This window comes from Mesorhizobium sp. WSM3873, from assembly GCF_001672445.1.
Lineage (GTDB): Bacteria > Pseudomonadota > Alphaproteobacteria > Rhizobiales > Rhizobiaceae > Mesorhizobium.
Genome location: NZ_LYTM01000016.1, coordinates 21,320 through 36,622, shown reverse-complemented (window position 1 = coordinate 36,622; position 15,303 = coordinate 21,320). Strand labels below are relative to the sequence as shown.

General features: G+C 64.0%; 13 protein-coding genes. 1 reads left to right on the top strand and 12 read right to left on the bottom strand.

Going from position 1 to position 15,303, the window contains the following annotated elements; all coding sequences use genetic code 11:
- Positions 1 to 122: 122 nt before the first annotated feature.
- Positions 123 to 1,478, bottom strand: coding sequence for an ABC transporter substrate-binding protein (locus tag A9K71_RS13545; protein WP_066996009.1), 1,356 nt, complete (start codon positions 1,476 to 1,478; stop codon positions 123 to 125).
- 358 nt (positions 1,479 to 1,836) lie between these two features.
- On the opposite strand from A9K71_RS13545, the gene A9K71_RS13535 reads away from it, so the two are divergent.
- Complete coding sequence (locus A9K71_RS13535) at positions 1,837 to 2,859, top strand: substrate-binding domain-containing protein (protein WP_066996003.1); 1,023 nt, start codon at positions 1,837 to 1,839, stop codon at positions 2,857 to 2,859.
- A gap of 42 nt (positions 2,860 to 2,901) precedes the next feature.
- Here the strand turns inward: A9K71_RS13535 and A9K71_RS13530 are convergent, their stop codons facing one another.
- From A9K71_RS13530 to A9K71_RS13480, 11 genes are all read right to left on the bottom strand, one after another.
- Complete coding sequence (locus A9K71_RS13530) at positions 2,902 to 3,441, bottom strand: GNAT family protein (RefSeq protein ID WP_066996000.1); 540 nt, start codon at positions 3,439 to 3,441, stop codon at positions 2,902 to 2,904.
- 127 nt (positions 3,442 to 3,568) lie between these two features.
- Positions 3,569 to 5,008, bottom strand: a complete 1,440-nt coding sequence (locus tag A9K71_RS13525) for a S8 family serine peptidase (protein ID WP_066995998.1) — start codon at positions 5,006 to 5,008, stop codon at positions 3,569 to 3,571.
- Positions 4,998 to 5,666 (bottom strand): anti-sigma factor, encoded by a 669-nt coding sequence (locus A9K71_RS13520; RefSeq protein ID WP_082980509.1) that lies wholly within the window; start codon positions 5,664 to 5,666, stop codon positions 4,998 to 5,000. Before A9K71_RS13520 ends, A9K71_RS13525 begins: the two co-directional genes overlap by 11 nt.
- The gene (locus A9K71_RS13515) at positions 5,663 to 6,229 is read right to left on the bottom strand and encodes a sigma-70 family RNA polymerase sigma factor (RefSeq protein ID WP_066995992.1); all 567 of its coding nucleotides are present in this window, start codon (positions 6,227 to 6,229) and stop codon (positions 5,663 to 5,665) included. The genes A9K71_RS13520 and A9K71_RS13515 overlap by 4 nt, the downstream gene beginning before the upstream one ends.
- Positions 6,230 to 6,499: 270 nt before the next feature.
- Positions 6,500 to 7,339 (bottom strand): alkaline phosphatase family protein, encoded by an 840-nt coding sequence (locus A9K71_RS13510; RefSeq protein WP_066995989.1) that lies wholly within the window; start codon positions 7,337 to 7,339, stop codon positions 6,500 to 6,502.
- 90 nt (positions 7,340 to 7,429) lie between these two features.
- Positions 7,430 to 9,085, bottom strand: a complete 1,656-nt coding sequence (locus A9K71_RS13505; protein ID WP_066995985.1) for an ABC transporter ATP-binding protein — start codon at positions 9,083 to 9,085, stop codon at positions 7,430 to 7,432.
- Entirely contained in the window at positions 9,085 to 9,912 is an 828-nt protein-coding gene (locus A9K71_RS13500) for an ABC transporter permease (protein WP_066995982.1), read from the bottom strand. The genes A9K71_RS13505 and A9K71_RS13500 overlap by 1 nt, the downstream gene beginning before the upstream one ends.
- A gap of 11 nt (positions 9,913 to 9,923) precedes the next feature.
- Positions 9,924 to 10,883 carry an ABC transporter permease gene (locus A9K71_RS13495; protein WP_066995979.1) on the bottom strand — a complete coding sequence of 320 codons (960 nt, stop codon included), beginning with the start codon at positions 10,881 to 10,883 and terminating at the stop codon, positions 9,924 to 9,926.
- Between the two features lie 17 nt (positions 10,884 to 10,900).
- Positions 10,901 to 12,487 (bottom strand): ABC transporter substrate-binding protein, encoded by a 1,587-nt coding sequence (locus A9K71_RS13490; protein ID WP_066995976.1) that lies wholly within the window; start codon positions 12,485 to 12,487, stop codon positions 10,901 to 10,903.
- 149 nt (positions 12,488 to 12,636) lie between these two features.
- Positions 12,637 to 14,622 (bottom strand): CocE/NonD family hydrolase, encoded by a 1,986-nt coding sequence (locus tag A9K71_RS13485; protein WP_066995973.1) that lies wholly within the window; start codon positions 14,620 to 14,622, stop codon positions 12,637 to 12,639.
- An 83-nt stretch (positions 14,623 to 14,705) separates the two neighbouring features.
- Positions 14,706 to 15,299 (bottom strand): nucleoside deaminase, encoded by a 594-nt coding sequence (locus A9K71_RS13480; RefSeq protein ID WP_066995970.1) that lies wholly within the window; start codon positions 15,297 to 15,299, stop codon positions 14,706 to 14,708.
- Positions 15,300 to 15,303 lie beyond the last annotated feature (4 nt).

Here is a 15,303-nt window from a genome sequence, read left to right as displayed (position 1 = left end):
CGACTTTCAGTTATTCGGAACAGTCGAGACGCGAAGGCTTCCGGCGTGGGCTGCCGGTCGGACCCGGGCCGTAGCCCGGATCCGGTAGGAGGATGAGGAAGTCTCGGGTCGCGCGCGGCGGCCTACTTGATGGCATCCCAGCTCTTCTGGATATCGGCGGCGACGTCCTGGGCGGACTTGCCGCCGACCAGGTCGATCATGCCGGTCCAGAAGGAGCCTGCGCCGACCTTGCCGGGCATCAGGTCCGAGCCGTCGAAACGCACCGTGGTGGCCCCGACCAGGATCTCGCCCTGCTTCTTCAGCGCGTCGCTGCCATAGGCGTCCTTGTTGGCTCCCTTGAAGGGCGTGACGAAGCTCTTCTGCGCCATCCACAATTCATGCGCGAGCGGCATCTCGAGGAACTTGATGAACTCACGCGAAGCCTTGGAATCCTTTGTGATCATCACCAGCGTTCCGGCCACTTCCAGCGGCGTGCCCAGTTCCGGCTTCGAGGCGTAGGGCGGGTAGGGGAAGAAGTCCGCATCCTGGCCGAGCTTCACATTCTCCGGGAAGAAGGAAGGAATGAACGATGCCTGATGGTGCATGTAGCACTTCGGCGGCACCGTAAAGAGGCCCTTTGGGCTGTCGCGGAAGTCGGTTGCCGCGACTGCCTTGGCACCGCCGTCGACCATCTTGTCGTCGGTTGCGATCTTGCCGAAGATATCGAGGGCGTTGACCACGGCCGGATCGGTGAAGGGAATCTCGTTCTTCACCCATTTGTCGTAGACTTCCGGCGGCTGGGTGCGCAGCATGATGTCCTCGACCCAGTCGGTCGCCGGCCAACCGGTGGCGCCGCCCGAACCCAGCCCGATGCACCAGGGCTTGCCGCCGTCGGCAATGATCTTCTTTTCGAGATCGGCCAGTTCCTCCTGGGTCTTCGGAACTTTGTAGCCGGCCTCCTCGAAATTATCTGGCGAGTACCAGACCAGACCTTTCACGTCGATCTTGTAGGGAAAGGCATAGAAGCCCGGCTTGCCGTCCTTGCCCGTATAGGTGCCGAGCTTGGCCCAGGAGTCGCCGGCGGCATAATTTTCCTTGATCCAGGCGGCGACGTCGTCGCCCAGCGGGGTCAGCACACCCTTGGAAGCGAGATCCTGGATCAGTCCCGGCTGTGGCAGGATGGCGATGTTGGGCGGGCTGCCGGCCTGTGTGTCGATAACGATCTGCTGCTCATAATTCTCCGACGAGGAGTATTTGACCTCTGCTCCCGTCGCCTCGGAGAAATAGTCGAGCACCGAACGCACGAGCGTCTCGTCCTCGCCGCGCCACGGACCGAAGATGGTCAGCGTTTCGCCCTTGAGGTCGACCTTCTTGAGATCGTCGTAATTCGCCCAATGAAACTTCGAATCCTCGCCCGGCTTGAATTTCAGTTCGGCATGTGCCGGCAGGCCAAGGGTGAGCGCAGCGAACGCAGCACCCAAGAGAAGCATTTTCTTCATGGCAGTCCTCCCAGTGTTGAGACAGTTCGGACGAAACCTCCATCTCGTCCGCCGACGCCCACGGAACTGTGACTCAGCGAGAAGGCAACCGCAACCTTTCGAAGAGTCTTCCAAAGCGCTTTGGCTACTCTGATCTCGCCATTGAATTGGGCGGAAGTCAAGAGGGCCGCCGTGCTAATCGATTTAAATCCGCTTGCGAGAAAGGAAAAAGTGCAATGCAGCAAGCTTTTTTGGCGCTGCAGCAGCAATTTCGGCTTCAAACTGCCTGTGGCCGCCCCTAAGGTCATAACGCTGGGCCATGGCGCCAGCGATCCTCGGATCGATTCAAATTGAAAGCGCTTTGAGGCTGGAGGCCTCGATGAACCTCAAGCAACTCTCGCACATGCTGTCGCTTTCGCAAACCACGGTAAGCCGGGCGCTGAACGGCTACCCGGAGGTCAGCGAGGAGACGCGGCGTCGCGTGATTGATGCCGCTAAGCGCCACGGCTACCGGCCGAACCCCAGCGCGCGGCGGCTGGCCACCGGCAAATCGGGAATGATCGGCTATGTGCTGCCGACCGGCAACGCCGTCGACATCGATCCGCATTTCGTCGAGTTTCTTTCGGGTCTCGGCGACTATGCCCGCTCGCACGAGCTCGATCTGGTGCTCTCGCCGGCCGACGCCGACGACCAGGAGACGACCTATCGGCGTATCGTCGCCAACCGGCAGGTCGACGCCGTCTACATTTCCTCGCCACGCCCCGCCGATCGGCGGCTGGCGCTGGTCAACACGCTGGGCATCCCCTTCATCGTCCATGGCCGCAGCGAGGGTTTTGAGTTCGACTATCCCTATCTCGATATCGACAACGAGGGCGCCTTCCACGAAGCGGCCAGGCTTCTCGTCCAGCTCGGCCACAAGCGGCTGGCGCTGATCAACGGCGACGACCGCGAGACCTTCGCCATCCATCGCGAGCGCGGCGTGCGCCGGGCGCTTGCCGCCAGCGGACTGACACTGGGCGAGCGCCACATCTGTTCCACGACCATGACCGAGGAAAATGGCTATCGCGCCGCCCGCCGCCTGCTCGAAGAAAGCGGAGCCCCGACGGCGATCGTCTGCTCCAGTCTCATCATGGCGCTCGGTGTCGTCCGCGCCGTACGCGATCTCGGCCTGACCATTCCGGGCGATCTGTCGCTGGTCGCCCATGACGACGTCTTCCCCTGGCTGCGGCCGGAGAATTTCCCGGTGCCGCTCTCGACCACCCGCTCCTCGATCCGCCTTGCCGGCGCGCGCGTGGCCGAGCGGCTGGCGGCGCGCATATCAGGGCTGGAAGAGGGCGCGCGCGGCGAGGTCTGGCCGGTCGATCTGGTGGTGCGGGGATCGGTGGCCGGCGCGCCGGTGTAGGTCAAACCTCAATTCTTCTGAAGCGACCGGGGGGGTCGACCTTCAGAACGGACTGAATTCTCTGTCCAGCAGCCCCATAATGATGTCATCCTGCCAAGCCCCGCCGACGAATGCGGCTTCGCGCTCGCGCCCCTCCTCCACAAATCCGCACTTGCGATAGCAGGCGATCGCGCGGAAATTGCTCGATAAGACCCTTAGCGAAACTCGATGCAGGCCACGACCGAACGCATATTCGAGCACAAGCCTGATCGCTTCGGTACCATACCCCTTGCCTAGATATGCTTGGTCGTCGATGCCGATGGCCAAGGCTGCCCTCTTGTCCTGCCAATCTATGCTGTGCAGGCGGACATGGCCGACGAAGGAACCGGCATCAATGACCCAGGCACAGTTCTGTTGCTCGATGAAGCGAATGGCAGCCTCGGCTTCTCCTCGGGTAAAGGTTGTGTTTGGGCCGAATCTCCGACCATAGGCTTCAACGATCTCGCGATGCCGACCAAGCGCTAGCCGCGTGTCCACATCTTGGGGAATTGGTCTGCGAAGGATGAGGCGAGCGCCCCGAAGTTCGGGAAGATCGGCTATCATTTGTAGAAGCTAAGATGTTCGTGCCTATTTGTCGAACGGCCGACTCCGCTCATCGCGGTCATTTGCGATAGCCAATTGATTGAGTTGCAACAGAAGAGCATCGGGGCATGAGCCTCAAACACGAGACTCACTCCTTCGCCGCTGCGGCCGCCTTGATATCCAACAGCCCATAGCCGAAGTCATTGTCCCGCCCCTTCGGGCCGAGATCCTTGGCCGTGGCCGCCAGCGCCTTCTCGATCTCATCGGCCGAGCGGTCGGGGGCGGCATGGATCAGGTTGGCGATCGCGCCTGAGACGATCGCGGCGGCGAAGGAGGTGCCGGTCACCACGTCCGAGCCGGTGCCGCTCGGCGCAACCATCTCAACGCCCGGCGCCGAGATGAAGACATAGGCGCCGCGATTGGCTTGCGGCATCAGCCCGTCCTTGGCGTCGGTCGCGGTGACCGCGATGACGCCGTCGAAGGCTGCCGGATAGCCGTAAGGCGCTTTCGGCCCGTTGTTGCCGGCCGCCGCGACCAGCACCATGCCGAGCGCGCGGGCGTTGCGGCAAGCCGTGCCGAGGAGGTCGTTCTTCGGCCCGACGAAGCTCATATTGATGATGCGCACGTCCTGTTCAGCCGCCCAGTCGAGCGCCGACAGGATGACGTCCATACTCGACTTGCCGCCTTCGAAGGCCCGTGCGTGATAGATCTTGGCGCCCGGCGCCATGCCTTCCAGCACGCCGACGCCGGCGATCAGCCCGTCGACGGAGGTGCCGTGGTCGCGCTTTTTGATCGGCACGTTCGGCATGGCGTCGAACTGGCCGGCGATCACGCCTTTCAGCGCTGGGTTGGCGTCGTCGATGCCGGTGTCGATGACGGCAATGCGCACGTTCTCGCCGCTCGCCTGTTTCGAATCGAGCGCGATGCGCTCGAAGGCATAGTTCACGATGCCGGCGGCCTGCTGCAGCGAATAGATGTGGTTGGGCTCACGCCGCTGCGTACGCCCGTCGGCGGCAAGCTGCGCCAGCACGACGCCGACCGGCCGTCCGTCCGGAATGCCGTAGCGCACCAGCGTTGTGCCGAGCAGCCGCGACTGGCGCTGCGAGCGCACCTGCAGGCCCAAGGTGGTGGCGATCCGCTGCACCGCGCCGGCATCGCCGGCGACCGTCACCAGCACCTCGTCGGGCACGAACTCGCCACTGACCGCACGCGGCGGCGCGGCGAGATTGAGCCCGGTAGGCGGTGTGATGGGGCCGCTTGGCGGCGGAGCGGGCGCCGCTGAGCTTGTTGGACTCTTTGGAGGCGCCGGCTGCGTTGGCGCAGGCGTTGGCCGTGCAGGCGGATTCGGGAACAGGTCGACGATCAGCGACGGCAGGAACACGGCGCCGCCGACGGCATTGCCCGCGCCGGATTGCCCGCCCCCATTCTTGGCGCCGTCCTCGCAGTCAGCGCCGGCCGCCGTCCTGCGGCTGAGGCAGTCGATCTGCTTTTGCGAGAGGTTCGGATCGTTGGTCTGCGCAACGGCGGGAGCGCCTACAAATGTCGCCGCCAGCATTGCCGCATGAAGAACGACCGCCTTAGCCGCCATCGACCGGTTTCCTTCCCTGCACCACAGCTTCCGCGAAAGGCTGGGCGGCAATAAGGCCGACGAGCTTGTCGTAGTCGGCCGCCGTGCTGGCCGGGATCGTCACGTGAAACACATTGGCGGCGGTCGGCCCGCCGGCGATCTTCAGCCCGTTCTGGCCAAGGAAGGCGGCGATGTCCGACATCTTGGCATCCGGCTTGAACTTCACCAGGGCGAAGGGCAGGTTCGCCAGATCATCCTGAGCGCCGGCGATTTCAAAGTCGTTGCCCTTGCCGCCCGGCCGCTCGAAAGACTGCGCCACGACCAGCGCAAGCAGCGCCGCGGCCGCCGTCCAGGCGACGCCCGAGGGGATCGCCGTGACCCGGCCGAAGACCTTCGCCAGCCATGACTGGCCGGCGGGCGCGCGCGCCGGACCGGCCTCGGCGTCGAGCGCCCTTGCAAAGCGGGAGAGCGCGTCGGCCGGCGGTCGGATCGCCTCGTTGGCGGCGGCGGTGCCAGAGAATTCGGCCTCCGCCTCGCCGAGCGCGGCCATCGCCGCAGGATCGGAGGCCAGCCATTCCTCGACGGCTTCGAGTTCGGCGCCTTCCAGCGAACCGTTGAGGTAGAACGGCAGCAACGTCTCCATCTCGTCGCGGCGCGACATCTTTTCAGCGGCGCTCATGGCCACCCCCTGTCGTAACCGGCGGCCTTGAGGGCCTCGCCGAGTTTCTTGCGGGCGTAGAACATCCTGGTCTTGACGGTGGCGACCGGGATGTTGAGCACCTCGCCGATCTCGGTCACCGACTGGCCATGGTAATAGGCAAGGTCGACCACCGTGCGGTGTTCCTCCGGCAAGGCATCGACAAAGCGGCGCAAGGCGGCGGCCTTGTCCTCTTTCATGGTGACGACTTCCGGCGTGTCGGCGCTGTCGGGAACCTGCGCCGCGGCATCGTCGTCGATCCAGTCTTCCTTCTTCTTGCGCAGCAAGGACAGCGCCTTGAAGCGGGCGATGCCGAGCAGCCAGGTCGAGACTTCGGAGCGGCCTTCGAAGCCTGGCGCCTGGCGCCACAACTCAAGAAAGACCTCGTTGGTGATATCGTCGGCCATCATTTCCGATCCCGTCTGGCGCGCCACGAAACGGTAGATCCGCGCGTGGTGACGCATGAACAGGAGCCGCACGGCGGCCCGGTCGCCCTTCGCGACCCGGTCTACAAGCGCGCGATCGGTTTCGGTCGCCGCGTTCATGGCCGGTCGAGCCGCCTGGCTCCTCGTGGCTCTGTCGCTGGTCGGTCCAAAAAGGTTCATCCTCCGCCAAGGAATTTTCGGAAGCTAGCCGAAGAAGATGAGCGTTGCCAGAGGTGGCGCCCCCTTCTCCTTGTGGGAGAAGGTAGATCGGCGCGGAGCGCCGAGACAGTTGAGGGGTGTTCCAGCGGAGTGAGGCGTTGGCGTTCACTGGAACACCCCTCATCCGTCGCCTTTGGCGACACCTTTCTCCCACAAGGGGAGAAGGGGGAGCTAAATCAAAAACACCTTCCCCTTCATCGTCGCCGGCACCTCCACTCCGAGCCGGCTCAGCACCGTCGGCGCGAGCTGCAGCTGGTCGAGCAGCGCGTCGGCTTCTGGACCCTTCGCCGGCCCGAAATAGTAGAGCGCGAAATCCTGCATCTCGTCGTCATGCCCGCCGTGATGGCCGCGGTCCGTCTGGCCGTGATCGGCGGTGACGATGACTTCATAGCCGGCTTCGCGCCAACCGGGGAGGAAGGCGGCGAGCATACCGTCCATCGCGTAGCAGGCATGATCCATCTCGTGGCAGTTGTGGCCGAAGCGATGGCCCATCGAGTCCAGCGTGCAGCTGTGCAGGATGCCGTAGTCGATGCCGTGGCGGCGGGTGAGCATGGTCAATGTCGCGAACAGGTCGACATCGCTCGGCGTCATCTGGTTCTTGAGATTGTAGCCGGTCATGGTGTGGAAGCGGCCATGCGTGATCGGCCCGCCAGGCTCGTCGAATTCCATGTCCTCGACCAGATCGAACGGATGGGAGCGGAAGAATTCCGACCAGTAGGAATGCGTCACCGCCCCGGTTCTGCCGCCCGCCTTGCTGACCTCCGAGAAGATATCGGGCTGCCTGACCCGGAACCGGTTCTCGTTGGAGAGGATGCCATGAACCTGCGGCGTGACCCCGGTATGGATCGAGGCGTAGCAGCAGGCCGATGTTGACGGCAGCACGGAGCGCATTCTCCACACTTGCGCCTCACCCGATTGTACCCAGCCTTCGAGATTGCCCATGAGCCGGCGCCAGTTCCGGTAGGGCACGCCGTCAAGGATGATGAGCAGCAATTTGGATTTAAGCGCCACGGCAATTCCATGCGGTCTTGCGGGAGGATCAGCATCGAGGGCTTGACCGACCCGGCCAAGTCCCAGAAGCACAGAGAAGAGCAAGCCAGCTTAGTTGCCGGCGCTTTCCATGCGCCGGCCGGCGATCGCCTTCTCCAGCCAGCCGATCTCCATTTCGGGGACGGAGGACAATAGAAGGTCGGTATAGGCATCGAAGGGCGGCGCCAGCACCTTGCTCTTGGAGCCGTAGCGGACGACCTCGCCGCGATACATGACCGCGATCGAATCGGCGATCGACTTCACTGTCGCGAGGTCGTGGGTGATGAAGAGATAGGCCACTTTCTCGATCTGCTGCAGGTTGAGCAGCAGCTTGAGGATGCCGTGGGCGACCAGCGGATCGAGCGCCGAGGTCACCTCATCGCAGATGATCAGCTTCGGCTTGGCGGCCAGCGAACGGGCGATGCAGACGCGCTGCTTCTGGCCGCCCGAAAGCTCGGCCGGATAGCGGTCGATGAAGCCCTTGCCCATCTCGATCTGGTCGAGCAGCTCGGCGACGCGCTTGTCGCGCTCGCGGCCCCTTATGCCGAAATAGAACTCGAGCGGCCGGCCGATGATCGTTCCCACGGTCTGGCGCGGGTTCATCGCCACATCGGCCATCTGGTAGATCATCTGCAGCTGGCGCAGATCCTCCTTCGGCCTATCGGAGAGCCTGTTGCCAAGCGTGCGGCCGTCGAAGAAGACGCTGCCCTGCTCGGGCGGCAGGAGGCCGGTGATGGCGCGCGCCAGCGTCGATTTGCCGGAACCGCTCTCGCCGACGACGGCCAGCGTCTGGCCCGGGTAGATGTCGACCGAGACGTTCTTCAGCACCTTGACGAGGCCGCCGCCATAGGCGGCCGTCACGTTCTTCACCGACAGCATCGGTGTGGTGCCGGGCTGCTGTTCGTTGTGCTCGATCTCATGCACCGAGACCAGCGCGTTGGTGTATTCCTGGCGCGGCTCCTTGATGATCTGGCGGGTACCGCCCCATTCGACCAGCCGACCATGGCGCAGCACCATGATCTCGTCCGCGACCTGCGCCACCACGGCGAGGTCGTGGGTGATGTATAAAGCCGCCACATGGGTATCGCGGATTGCGTCCTTGATCGCCGCCAGCACGTCGATCTGCGTCGTCACGTCGAGCGCCGTGGTCGGCTCGTCGAAGACGATCAGGTCGGGCTCGGAGCAAAGCGCCATCGCCGTCATGACGCGCTGCAACTGGCCGCCGGAGACCTGGTGCGGGAAGCGCTCACCGATCGTTTCCGGATTGGGCAGGCTGAGCTTCTTGAACAGCGCGACGGCTCGCTTCTCGGCCTCGGCCCGGGTTGCCGTGCCGTGCAGAAGCGTCGCCTCCACCACCTGGTCCATCAGCCGGTGCGCCGGATTGAAGGCCGCCGCCGCCGACTGGGCGACATAGCACACTTCGCGGCCGCGCAGCTTGCGCAAGCCCTCCTTGCCGCCCTTCAGTATGTCGCGGCCGTTGAGGATCACCTCGCCGCCCGTAATGCGCACGCCGCCCCGGCCATAGCCCATGGAGGACAGGCCGATCGTCGACTTGCCGGCGCCGGATTCGCCGATCAAGCCGAGCACCTTGCCCTTCTCCAGCGTCAGCGAGACATCATGGACAAGGGTGATGGTCTTCGGCGCCTCGCCGGGCGGGTAGACGGTCGCCTCGATGCGCAGATTGCGGATGTCGAGGAGTCGGCCGGAGTTTGCTTTGCTGTCAGCCATCACCCGCGCCCTCCCTTCAGGCTGGTCGTGCGGTTGAGTACCCAGTCGGCGACAAGGTTGACCGAGATCGCCAGAGCCGCGATCGCCGCCGCCGGGATGAGCGCCGCCGGGATGCCGAAGACGATGCCGTCCTTGTTCTCCTTCACCATGCCGCCCCAGTCGGCGTCCGGCGGCTGCACGCCGAGGCCGAGGAAGGAGAGCGTCGACAGGAAAAGCACCGCATAGATGAAGCGCAGACCGAGTTCCGAGACCAGGGGCGACAGCGCGTTCGGCAGAATCTCGCGGAAAATGATCCAGCCGCTGCCTTCGCCGCGCAGTTTCGCGGCCTCGACATAGTCCATGACGTTGATGTCGACCGCCACCGCGCGCGACAAGCGGTAGACACGGGTCGAATCGAGGATGCCCATCACCAGGATCAACGTCACCAGGTTGGACGGCAGCACCGACAGGACGACCAGGCCCATGATCAGCGTCGGGATCGACATCAGCAGGTCGACGAGGCGCGACAGCATCGTGTCGAACCAGCCGCCGAACACCGCCGCCGAGAAGCCCAGAATGGCGCCGAGCGAAAAGGACAGCGCGGTGGCCAGCACGGCGATGAACAGCGTGATGCGGGCGCCATAGATCATGCGGGACAGGAGATCGCGGCCGAGATTGTCGGTGCCCAACAGGTGCACCGATGACATCGGTTCCCAAGGGACGTCGCTGACGATCTCGGCATTGCCGTGCGGGGCGATCCATGGCGCCAAGACCGCGGCCAGCACGAACAGTGTCGTCAGCACAATGCCGATCAGCGCCGCGACAGGAGTGCGTCTGATATCGAGCATACCGGCGCCCCCTACTTCGGATGCCTGAGCCGCGGATTGGCGACGATCGCCGCAATGTCCGCGATGATGTTGAGGGCGATATAGACGGCCGCAAAGATCAGGCCGACCGCCTGGACGACGGGAACGTCGCGCTTGGTGACGTGGTCGACGAGATATTGCCCCATGCCCGGATAGACGAAGATCACCTCGACCACGACGACGCCGACCACCAGATAGGCGAGGTTCAGCATGACGACATTGATGATCGGCGCGATCGCGTTCGGGAAGGCATGCTTGCGGATGACCGCGAAAGCCGAGAGCCCCTTGAGCTCCGCCGTCTCGACATAGGCCGATTGCATGACGTTGAGGATCGCCGCTCGCGTCATGCGCATCATGTGGGCCAGCACCACCAGCGTCAGCGCCGCCGCCGGCAGCGCGATCGCCTGCAAGCGCTCGCCTAACGACATTCCGTCATAGACGGTCGAGATGGCGGGGAACCATTGATGCTCGACCGCGAAGTAGAAGACCAGCAGGTAGCCGATGAAGAATTCCGGGAACGAAGTCGAGGCGAGCGCCACCCCGGAGATCATCTTGTCGACCCAGCCATTGCGGTAGCGCACCGCGATCAGGCCAAGCGTGATCGCCAGCGGAATGGCCACGATTGCCGCCCAGAAGGCCAGGAACAAGGTGTTCCACAGCCGTTCCTTGATCGATGTCGCTATGTCCTGGCCGCTCGACATGGCAGTGCCGAGATCGCCGGTGAGCACGCCGCCCAGCCAGTGGAAGTAGCGGATATAGGCAGGCTGATTGAGTCCGAGCTGTTCGCGCAGATTGGCGAGCGACTCCGGCGTCGCCGATTGTCCGAGGATGGCTTGGGCGACGTCGCCGGGCAGGATCTGCGTGCCGGCGAAGATCAGGACCGAAACGGCCAGCAGAAGGAGGATGCCCAGCGCAGCGCGCTGGGCCACCAGTTTCACGACGGGTGAGGACATCTCCGCAAGGCCGGACCTTAGGCTTCCATCCAGCACTTCGCCAAGGCGTAGCCGTTCATCAGCTCCTGATGCGGATCGTCCACCCAGCCACCGACTTTGGTACCAGTTGCGTCGATGAACTGGTTGAACATCGGCAGAATCAAGCCGCCCTCGTCACGCACCATCACAGCCATGTCATGGTACATCTGCTTGCGCTTGGCCTCGTCGAGCTCGGCGCGCGCCGCCAGCACCATCTTGTCGAAGTCCGGCCGCTTGAACCGCGTGTCGTTCCAGTCGGCGCTCGACAGGTACGCGGTCGAGTACATTTGGTCCTGCGTCGAGCGGCCGCCCCAATAGGAAGCGCAGAAGGGCTGCTTGTTCCAGACTTCGTTCCAATAGCCGTCGCCGGGCTCGCGCTTGATTTCCAGCTTGATGCCGGCCTTGGCCGCGCTCTGCTGATAGAGCTGCGCGGCATCGACCGCGCCGGGGAAGGCGACATCCGACGTCCTGAGCAGGACGGCGCCGTCGTGACCCGACTTCTTGTAGTGGAACTTGGCCTTGTCGGGGTCGTATTTGCGCTGCTCGATCTCGGTGAACAGCGGGTAGGAGGCGTTGATCGGGAAGTCGTTGCCGAGCGAGCCGTAGCCGCGCAGCACCTTGTTCAGCATCTCTTCGCGGTTGATCGCCAGCTTCAGCGCCATCCTGAGGTCGTTGTTGTCGAACGGCGCCGTGTTGCAATGCATGATGAACACGTAGTGGCCGGGACCGGAGTGGTTGCGGATGGTGACGCCCCGCACGCGCTTGATCAGGTCGACGATCTTCGGCTCGACGCGGTTGATCATGTTGACCTGACCGCCCTGCAGGGCCGCCGTGCGCGCCGTCGCGTCGTTGATGACGACGACTTCGACTTGGTCGGCATGGCCCATCTTGTCGCCCTGCCAGTAGTTGGCGAAGCGTTCGCCGACATGGCGCACGCCGGGCTCGTTGACCTTGACCTTGTAAGGGCCGGCGCTGATGCCGGCATCGGGTTTGTCCTTGCCGCCATTCGGCTGGACGATCAGGTGATAGTCGCTGAGCAGATAGGGAAGGTCGGCGTTGGCTTCCTTCAGGGTCAGCACCACTTCCTTGCCGTTGGCCTTGATGGTCTCGATGCCCTTCATGTAGCCGAGCGCGCCGGACTTCGACTTCTCGTCCGAATGGCGCTCGAGCGTGGCTGCCACGTCCTGGGCGGTCACCGTCTTGCCGTTGTGGAATTCGATGCCGTCGCGGATCTTCAGCGTCCAGACCTTGGCGTCGTCGGAAGAGCCGATTTCCTCGGCGATGCGGTTCTCGAGCTTGCCGTCGGGCGACAGCTCGACGATCATTTCGCCCCAGCACTTGCCGAAGGCGAAGGGCACCTGGGTCATCATCAGCGCGGGGTCGAGGCTGTTGGTGGATTCACCGCCGACCAGGCCGGCCTTCAACGTGCCGCCCTTGACGGGGCCGGCAGCCCGGGCAGCGCTCGAAAGCAGCGAGTTGGCGAAGGGCGCGGTGACGCCGAGCGCGGCGGCGCGGCCAAGGAAGTCGCGGCGGCTGAGCTTTCCGGCAGCGACGCGCCGGCTGAGATAGTCGAGTTCGTTTGTCATTACGGGTTCCTCACTCTGATGGTACGACCATGTGGTCGGTTCTTGTTCTTGTGAGGGATAATGAGCGCAACGGAAAGCTGTAAGCAAGACCGAATGCGACATGCCGTGGCGTAAATGGCGCGTCGCATTTGGACCAATCTTGTCAGCGCTCACACGAGAGCGCGGGGAATCGTCTGTTTGAAATCGCGCTCGAACACCAGTGTTTCGCCCTCATAGGCCTCGATTCTGGCGCTGAGGATGAAGTCTTGCGCGTCCGAGCGCATCTCGGCGAAGGTCTCGGTCCGCACCGACCATTCATTTCGCGACAATGTCTGCGTCCAATGCGTGCTGCCCGTCGCCGACAGGGGATCGTCGGGTTGGATCGCCCATGTCTCCCTGACCATGCTGCCGTGGACCAGCCCGTGCTCCAGGTCGCGCACCTCGCCGAAATCGTCCGTTACGGCAAGCGTGACGACGCCGGTCTTTTCGTTGCGGTGGATATGCCGTTCGGAATTGGTCGGCCTGATCGTCTCGGTCGCCCAGGGCGTAGCCCCTTCCGGTTCGAGGAACGACACCTCGTCGGCCGTCGCCGGCGGGCGCAGCGGCAGCTTGAGCGTCGCGGCCGACAGTTCGAGCGTCGCCGGCTCCGGCGACGGCCAGATCATCGGCCAGTAGGCCGTCGAGACGGCGACCCGCAGCCGGTGCCCGGCCGGCACCCGGTAGGCGCACTGATCGAGCACGACGCGTGCCGAGACCGTCTCGCCTGGCACCAGCGCTTCCGGGAACTCGTGCGAGTTGCGGTGGGTGAGGTTGAGCACGCCATAGGAGATCAGCTCCGAGGCGCCGTCCGGATGCACGTCACAGAGACGCACCGCGATGTTGGCCTGGCGGCGGTCCGAGGCGACCCGTACTTCGACTTCCGGCGCGCCGACGATGTCGATCGCCTCCTCGAGTTCGACCTGGTCGAAGCATACCGAAAGCGCGTCGTCGGGGCGCTGGTCGCCCGGCAGTTCCGGACCGAAGGTGAAGGGAAAATACTCGCCGCCCGCAAGCCCGCAACTTTGCGGCGAGGCGACGATTGCCGGCCCGGCGCCCTCGGGAATGAGCCCGGTTGCCTTGATCTTGATGTTGGGCGAGGGCCATTGCTGTTCCGCAATCCAGCGGCCTGGCCGTTCGGGATGCCAGCGGGCCGGACGCACGCTGTCCATCACATAGGCGCGGTAGTCCGGGTCGGCCTCGACGCCGGTCGCCGCGCCCTTCAGCCAGCGGTCCCACCAGCGCAGCGCCTCCTGCAGGAAGCCGATGGCCGGATTGGGTGCCGCGTAATGCGGATATTTGTGGATCCAGGGGCCGACGATGCCCTTCACCGGCGCCTGGATGTTGGTGACGAGATTGGAGATCGTGTTGCGGTAGCCGTCATGCCAACCGCCGATCGACAGCACTGCCGCCTTAACGGCCGAAAAGTCCTCGCAGATCGAGCCGCGTTTCCAGTAGGCATCGCGATGCTGGTGGCTGAGCCATAGCGGCGCGAGAAAAGCCTGGTTCTCCAGCCGGCTCAGCCACAGATCGCGCCAGCGGTTGCCGCCGGCGATTTCCGGATCCGGCGGCCGCGATGAGTAGGAGAGCATCGTCGAGGCCCAGCCGAAATTCTCGAGCAGCAGACAGCCGCCCTTGTAGTGGATGTCGTCGGCATAGCGATCGACGGTCGAGCACAGGCTGATCACCGCCTTCAGCGCAGGCGGCTGCTTTGCCGCGACCTGCAGGCAATTGAAGCCGCCCCAGGATATGCCCATCATGCCGACATTGCCGTTGCACCAGGGCTGCGCGGCCGCCCAGGCGATGACGTCGCAGGCGTCCTGCAATTCCTGCTCGGAATATTCGTCGTCCATCAGCCCTTCGGAATCGCCGTTGCCGCGCATGTCGACGCGGATCGAGGCATAGCCGTGTCCGGCGAAATAGGGATGCGTCAGCTGATCGCGGAAGATGGTGCCGTCGCGCTTGCGGTAGGGCAAATGCTCGAGGACCGCCGGCACCGGGTTGTCGCCGGCATCCTCAGGCATCCATATACGCGCCGACAGCCGGCAGCCATCCGGCATGACGATGCCCATATCGGGAAATTCGACGACCTTGCGAGGGAATTCTGTGACGGTTTTCATGCAAGGCACATGATGGAACCGTCGCTGAGGCGTCGTGGGCCAGCCGGCGAAATCGGCTGGTCAATAAGCGTCAGTTCAAAGCGTCAGTTCAGCGGAATGTCGTTGTCGGCCTTGCTCGCCTGGTATGTACCGGACAGCGCGTCATAGCGTGCGGAGATCTTGGCAATGCGCGCCTCCAGCCGCCTGCGTTCCGCCTCGGGCAAAGCGCGCACCAGCCGGCGTATGGAAAAGCTCTTCCAATAGGCGTTCTCGGCGTTGTAGCCGCCGGGATCGAGTGTGAAGACCTCCTTCAGGATCTTCAGGTCATGCGGGATGGCGAAGCTGTCGCGCGAGTCCTCGTGGCTGAAGAGGTAGTAGAAATTGTCGAAGCCGGTCCAGGTGATCGCCGACAGGCACAGCGAGCAGGGCTCGTGCGTGGCCAGGAACAGCGCATCCCTGGTGTCGACGCGCTGGGCCCTGGGCATTTCGTAAAATCGCTTCAGGCAGTGCATCTCGCCATGCCAGAGCGGATTTTCGATTTCGTTGTTGGTTTCGGCGAGCACCAGCGAGCGGTCGTCTTTCCGCAGGATGGCGGCGCCGAAGAGTTTGTTGCCATGGGCAACGCCTTCAGCGGTCTTCGGCACGATATCGTGCTCGATAACGTCGAGCAGGCGGTCGATCAGCGAAATGTCTGTCATCGGG

What these genes read in the sequence shown, in the direction of transcription:
- A9K71_RS13480 (WP_066995970.1), bottom strand. Translation starts at nt 15,299, where the DNA reads ATGACAGACATTTCGCTGATCGACCGCCTGCTCGACGTTATCGAGCAC.
- A9K71_RS13520 (WP_082980509.1), bottom strand. Translation starts at nt 5,666, where the DNA reads ATGAGCGCCGCTGAAAAGATGTCGCGCCGCGACGAGATGGAGACGTTG.
- A9K71_RS13485 (WP_066995973.1), bottom strand. Translation starts at nt 14,622, where the DNA reads ATGAAAACCGTCACAGAATTCCCTCGCAAGGTCGTCGAATTTCCCGAT.
- A9K71_RS13500 (WP_066995982.1), bottom strand. Translation starts at nt 9,912, where the DNA reads ATGCTCGATATCAGACGCACTCCTGTCGCGGCGCTGATCGGCATTGTG.
- A9K71_RS13525 (WP_066995998.1), bottom strand. Translation starts at nt 5,008, where the DNA reads ATGGCGGCTAAGGCGGTCGTTCTTCATGCGGCAATGCTGGCGGCGACA.
- A9K71_RS13515 (WP_066995992.1), bottom strand. Translation starts at nt 6,229, where the DNA reads ATGAACGCGGCGACCGAAACCGATCGCGCGCTTGTAGACCGGGTCGCG.
- A9K71_RS13535 (WP_066996003.1), top strand. Translation starts at nt 1,837, where the DNA reads ATGAACCTCAAGCAACTCTCGCACATGCTGTCGCTTTCGCAAACCACG.
- A9K71_RS13545 (WP_066996009.1), bottom strand. Translation starts at nt 1,478, where the DNA reads ATGAAGAAAATGCTTCTCTTGGGTGCTGCGTTCGCTGCGCTCACCCTT.
- A9K71_RS13530 (WP_066996000.1), bottom strand. Translation starts at nt 3,441, where the DNA reads ATGATAGCCGATCTTCCCGAACTTCGGGGCGCTCGCCTCATCCTTCGC.
- A9K71_RS13490 (WP_066995976.1), bottom strand. Translation starts at nt 12,487, where the DNA reads ATGACAAACGAACTCGACTATCTCAGCCGGCGCGTCGCTGCCGGAAAG.
- A9K71_RS13505 (WP_066995985.1), bottom strand. Translation starts at nt 9,085, where the DNA reads ATGGCTGACAGCAAAGCAAACTCCGGCCGACTCCTCGACATCCGCAAT.
- A9K71_RS13495 (WP_066995979.1), bottom strand. Translation starts at nt 10,883, where the DNA reads ATGTCCTCACCCGTCGTGAAACTGGTGGCCCAGCGCGCTGCGCTGGGC.